This is a genomic window from Granulosicoccus sp. 3-233 (genome assembly GCF_052681095.1).
In genome coordinates this window covers 943091-948898 of record NZ_JBQYLE010000002.1, presented here as the reverse complement: position 1 = coordinate 948898, position 5808 = coordinate 943091, and the positions used below count along the sequence as shown (strand labels likewise).

Below are 5808 nucleotides of genomic sequence, written 5' to 3'. Positions count from 1 at the left end.
CGCATCAGACACCCGCATCAGACACCCGCATCAGACACCCGCATCAGACACCCGCATCAGACACCCGCATCAGACACCCGCATCAGACACCTGCCACTGAAAATCGCAACCGAAAGATCGGCAGAGCCTGCTGATCCTCTGCTTGCACCTACGAGAAATGTCGCACCGACAGTGCAGACACTGTCGCCACGCTGGCGGACAGCACTGTCCCCCACACCAGGTCAACTACACTCATCAGCGCCGGCCACTCACGCACGGTGGACAGATTCGTCATGTCGTATGTACCGTAAGCGAGAAAGCCAACCACGGCCCCATACAGGGCCACGCTTGCCAGAGACAGGTCCGGATTCATGGGCCGCACCGCGAGAAAGACCAGGCCAGCGGCATAAACCAGATAGAACGCTGCGGCGGGCGCCACCAGAATATCCTTGCGCAGCAACTCCCCCATCTGGTCCGCATAGAAATTTCTGGCAATCAGCCCCAGCCACAGGCCGTCGAGTACCAGAAAGGCCAGAACAGCGGAAAAGTAGGCAATCAGATAAATTTTCATGGCCCTTTCTAACCGATTTTCCCGAACGGCGGTGTGGATTGAAAACTCTGCCTGATACCCGTCAATGGATGATCGAAGGCCAGAAGCTGCGCATGCAGCATCAACCCACCCACATCGGGGAATGTTCTACTCTGCCCCGCCTCTGCCTCAGCAGCCGCGACAGCCGAGCCAAGAGTGCGGAGTGATTCGTAATGGTCCTGATACAGACGATCCCCTTCGATGGCAATCCCCAGCCCTCGCGGATGAGCCAGATGAACGCGCAACTGGTGTGTACGCCCTGTCAGGGGATACAACCACACGTGATCCGCACGTTGCTCCTTGCAGCGATGCCAGACGGTGGTGGCGGTCTTGCCATGTTCTTCGCAGACGACCTGCCTTGGGCGGTCGTCGATATCCACACGGAGCGGCAGATGGATGCGCCCACCCATGGCTGTCGGCACGGCGCTCAATCTGGCCAGGTAGCGCTTGCCGATACGGCGGTGCTCGAATTGCTGCTGCAACATGCGATGCACCGTGCGATTCTTTGCCAGCAGCAGCAACCCGGAGGTATCCATGTCCAGACGGTGCACCATGACCGGCCCCGTTGCCTGGGGACGCGCCTGCAATACCCGTTCGAGAACCGAATCGGAGACCTGACGACCGGGTTGCGACAGCATGCCCGAGGGTTTGTCGACGACAATCAGCGACGCATCCTCGAACACCACAGGCAGCCCCGGAATCGGCTCATGAAGAAGCCCTGGCGTCGGGTTCGAACGGTTGTCAGACATACTGTTGCAAAGGGCCCATGCCGCTGTTCAATCGGCCACCATGGTACTCCACCGAGACTGCCTTTCACGAATGATCCTGTTCAGTCTCTTACGTTGCTCCTCGTCTGCCTAGGCCTGCAGCGAGACCTCCCCTGCCAGCCCGCGCTCCTGCGCCAGTCTGGCCGCCGCCGAGGCCACGGCCAGATCCTGCAAACCGACACCGGTGCCGTCGAATACCGTGATGTCTTCAGCGTGTTGCCTGCCCGGATGCAGACCATTGATCACCGCACCGATCGCCGTGATGTCGTCCGCCTGCAGTTGCCCGCTGGCCACCGCATGCTGTGCTTCGCCGATCGTTACCGATTGCGCCACCTCGTCGGTGAAGATGCGGCTGCTGGCGAAAATCGACGGATCCAGCTCCTGCTTGCCAGCGGTATCGGTTCCCATGCAGGCGATGTGGGTACCCGGCTGCAACCAGTCCCGCTGCAACAGGGCCTCATGAGCCGAGGTGATGGTGATGATGACATCCGACTCTGCTGCCAGCTGCTCGCGCTCCACGGCCTGAAACGGCAGATCGAGCTCGTCTGCCACCTGCTGCAGCGTGGACAGCTTCTGCGGATGCAGGTTCCAGGCAAGCACCTTGTCAAAGCGGCGCTGTGCAGCCGCCGCTCGCAGCTGGAACGGTGCCTGATGACCTGCACCCACCATACCCAGCACTCGCGAGTCCTGACGGGCCAGATGGGCGATCGACACCGCACTGGCCGCCGCCGTGCGCACCGCTGTCAGGTAGTTTCCGCCCACCAGCGCCTGCAACTGCCCGGTATCGGGATCGAACAGAAAGATGCTCGACTGGTGATTGCTCAATCCTCTGCTGGCATTTCCCGGCCAATACCCTCCGGACTTCAGTCCCAGCGACAGACCGGCCCTGTCGAAACCGGATTTGAATCCGTACAGGGCCTCCGCATGACCGATCGCCTCTCGTATGACCGGGAAGTTGTATGCATCCCCTCTTGCCATGGCAGCGAACACGGCTTCCACCGCCTCGAAGGCGTGCGCCGCGCTGATGACTTCCCGACAGGTGGTTTCCGTCACGATGATCATGTATTGCTCCCTCAATACGCCCGGCCACGAGCACTCACCGGCCAGAGAGCCTCCACCTTGCCATTGCGTACACCCACGTACCAGTCATGCACATTGCAGGTGGGATCACAGTGGCCCGGTACCAGCCGCAATCTGTCATTGACCTTCAGGACCCCATCCGGGTCCGCAATGACGCCATGCTCGTCCGAGCACTTGATGTACTCGACATCCTCCCGGCCATGGATGAAGGGCAGACCACTGTCCACCGACTGCGCCTTCAGACCGGCATCACAGATTGCCTTGTCCGCCTTGGCGTGGCTCATGACCGACGTCAGAATGAACAGGGCGTTTTCCCATTCTCCCTGATCGATACGCTGTCCCTGTGCATCCCGTATACGGCCATAGTCGGCGTCCATGAATGCATAGGAGCCGCACTGCAATTCATTGTAGAGGCCGGATTCGCTCTCGAACTGATAGGATCCGGTACCGCCGCCACCGATGATGTCGCACTCGAGGCCGAGTGTCTTCAAGCCTGCTACCGCCTCACGTACCATCTCGATGGCAATGGCAGTCTTGGCCTTGCGCTCCTCGAACAGATCCAGGTGTTGCATGGCCCCCTGATAGGCCTGTATACCGGAAAATATCAGACCCTCCGCGGCATCGATCGCCTGAGCAATCCGTAGCACCTCCTCGGTGGTGGTCACACCACAACGGCCCGCCCCGCAATCGATCTCCACCAGACATTCGATTTCGGTGCCGTGCCGAGTGGCGGCCTCGGACAGCTCGGCGACATTGTCGATATCGTCGACACAACACAGGGTGCGAGCACCCAGCAACGGCAGCCTTGCCAGACGATCGATCTTGGCAGGGTCGCGTACCTGATTGGAGACCAGCACGTCCTTGATGCCGCCTCGCACGAACACTTCCGCTTCGCTGACCTTCTGACAGCACACACCGCAGCTGCCGCCCAGCTTCTCCTGGAGCAAGGCCACGTCAACGGACTTGTGCATCTTGCCGTGTACCCGGTGACGCACACCGGCTGCGCGAGCATAGTCACCCATCTTGCGGATATTGCGCTCCAGTGCGTCCAGATCCAGAACCAGTGCCGGAGTCTGAATGTCCGACTCATCCATGCCGACGGCTGCCGGTATGTCGTAACCGACCTCATGTTGATCTTCCTGCACACTACCTAGGCTTGCTGTGGACATCATGATTCTCGCGTGTTGAAGGGTTGAAGCATCCAGGGCAGTCGATCCATGTCGACATTGCCACCGGTCAGAATAACGCCGACTCTCTGGCCGACAAACAGGTCTCGATGACGGATGATGGCCGCCAGGGTCACTGCCGAGCTGGGTTCCACCACGATTTTCATGCGCTGCCAGATCAGCTTCATGGCGTCAACGATCTCTTGCTCACTGACGGTCAGCACATCCGTGACATGCCGTGACACGAAGTGCCAGGTGAGCTCCTTGAGCGGCACCTTCAAACCATCGGCCACGGTGGAAGGTGCATCGTCGGCAATGATGTGCCCGGCGTGGAATGAACGAGCCGCATCATCGGCGTTGATCGGTTCGGCCGCATAGATCCTTGTCGAAGGCGCAATGCTGGACAGCGTCAGACAGGTACCGGACACCATGCCACCACCACCGATGGGGGCGATGACGTCGTCAAGCCCTTCAACCTGCTGCAGAAGCTCTCTGGAACAGGTTGCCTGCCCGGCGATGACGCGCGGGTCGTTGTAGGGGTGCACGAAGTCCGCTCCACTGTGCGCCACCACCTCGGCAAAGGTGGCTTCTCTCGAACTGGTGGAGGGTTCGCATTCGACAATGGTGCCGCCGTAACCGCGCACCGCAGCCTTCTTGGCCTCCGGCGCCGTATGCGGCATGACCACCGTCACCGGTATACCTCGTTGTCCGGCCGCGTAGGACAGCGACAGCGCATGGTTGCCTGACGAATGTGTCGCCACGCCCCGCTTCGCCGTTGCCTCGTCCAGACCAAACACCGCATTGGAAGCACCACGTACCTTGAAGGCACCCGCCTTCTGGAAGTTCTCGCACTTGAAATGCAGATCTGCACCTGTCAGGGCGTTCAGGAAGGCTGACGTCAGCACCGGTGTCAGATGGACATACGGCCGAATGAGCTCATGCGCCGCTTCTACCGCGGCGAAATCCGGCACACTCACGCCTGTACCATCGGTGGATTCATGACGGTTTTCAGTCTTCATCGAGCCTGACCTCCCGCGATCTGCGGCGCTGCGCCACTCTGTCGATAGTACTCCTGCGCCGCAGCCACACCGGAGCCGAGACTCACCGGATAGTCCAGATCCTTCATGGCCATCTCCATGGCCGCCAGACCCGAGAGTGCCATGACCTCGCTCATCGATCCCAGGTGGCCGATGCGAAACGCCTTGCCGGACATCTCACCCAGGCCGACACCAAACGAGACTTCATAGCGGCTGAAGGCATGATCGGTCAGCGAATTGCTGTCGAAGCCCTCCGGCACGTAGATGGCACTGACCGTGTCCGAATACAGCTCGGGAGCGCGTGCGCACAGCGTCATGCCCCAGGCAGCCACCGCCTGGCGAACACCTTCGGCAATGCGGAAATGCCGTTGGAAGACGTTCTCCAGACCTTCTGCCAGCAGCATGTCCAGACTCTCGCGCAAACCGTGAATCAGCTGCAATGGCGGTGTATACGGATAGCCACCAACCTGGTTGGCCGCCAGCATGTCCCGGAAGTCGAAGAAGCAACGGGCACAGCGAGCAGTTTCCATCGCGCTCAGCGCCTTGTCACTGACCGCCACAATGGCCATGCCGGTATTGAGCATGAAGCCTTTCTGTGACCCGGAAACCGCCAGATCGACACCCCATTCATCCATCCGGAAATCCATGCTGCCGAGCGAGCTGACACAATCGACAAACAACAGGGCCTGATGATCGCTGGCATCCAGCGCGGTGCGCACCGCAGCGATATCGCTGCGCACACCGGTAGCCGTTTCATTGTGCGTCACCAGCACTGCCTTGATCAGTCCGGCCTCGTCACTGGCCAGACGATCGGCAAAACGATCCGCCGGCGCACCTTCACCCCACTCGCATTCGAGCACCTCGACATCCAGACCATGACGCTGACACAGGTCGATCCAGCGATGCGAGAACATGCCGTAGCGAGCGACCAACACCTTGTCACCGGGCGACAAGGTGTTGGTGATGGAAGCCTCCCAGCCGCCGGTACCGCTGGCGGGAAAGGTGATGATCTCGCCCCCTTTCATCTTGAAGACTTTCCGGACATCTCGCAGCACTGGCTGCAACAGGTCCTTGAAATCGGGGGCTCTGTGATCGCTGCTCTGCACGTTCATGGCTGCGCGCAGACGATCGGGAATATTGGTGGGGCCAGGAATGAATATCGGGTTCTGTCCGTTCATGAGGAGCGTCCT

The 5808-nt window shown here is 60.3% G+C and carries 6 protein-coding genes; all 6 read right to left on the bottom strand.

Annotated elements, in window-relative coordinates:
• Window positions 1-148 precede the first annotated feature (148 nt).
• Window positions 149-550: a DUF2177 family protein gene (locus tag ACUNV4_RS08985; RefSeq protein ID WP_430878177.1), complete on the bottom strand. Its 402-nt coding sequence runs from the start codon at window positions 548-550 to the stop codon at window positions 149-151.
• A gap of 8 nt (window positions 551-558) precedes the next feature.
• Window positions 559-1317, bottom strand: a complete 759-nt coding sequence (locus ACUNV4_RS08980; protein ID WP_430878176.1) for an RluA family pseudouridine synthase — start codon at window positions 1315-1317, stop codon at window positions 559-561.
• Window positions 1318-1425: 108 nt separating this feature from the next.
• Window positions 1426-2397: an iminosuccinate reductase BhcD gene (bhcD, locus tag ACUNV4_RS08975; RefSeq protein ID WP_430878175.1), complete on the bottom strand. Its 972-nt coding sequence runs from the start codon at window positions 2395-2397 to the stop codon at window positions 1426-1428.
• An 11-nt stretch (window positions 2398-2408) separates the two neighbouring features.
• Window positions 2409-3584: a 3-hydroxy-D-aspartate aldolase BhcC gene (gene bhcC / locus ACUNV4_RS08970; protein WP_430878174.1), complete on the bottom strand. Its 1176-nt coding sequence runs from the start codon at window positions 3582-3584 to the stop codon at window positions 2409-2411.
• A complete protein-coding gene (gene bhcB, locus ACUNV4_RS08965; protein ID WP_430878173.1) occupies window positions 3584-4600 on the bottom strand; it encodes a beta-hydroxyaspartate dehydratase BhcB in 1017 nt (338 codons plus the stop codon). The genes bhcC and bhcB overlap by 1 nt, the downstream gene beginning before the upstream one ends.
• A partial coding sequence (gene bhcA, locus ACUNV4_RS08960) for an L-aspartate--glyoxylate aminotransferase BhcA (RefSeq protein WP_430878172.1) occupies window positions 4597-5808 on the bottom strand: 1212 nt, incomplete at its 5' end. The genes bhcB and bhcA, both read right to left, overlap by 4 nt.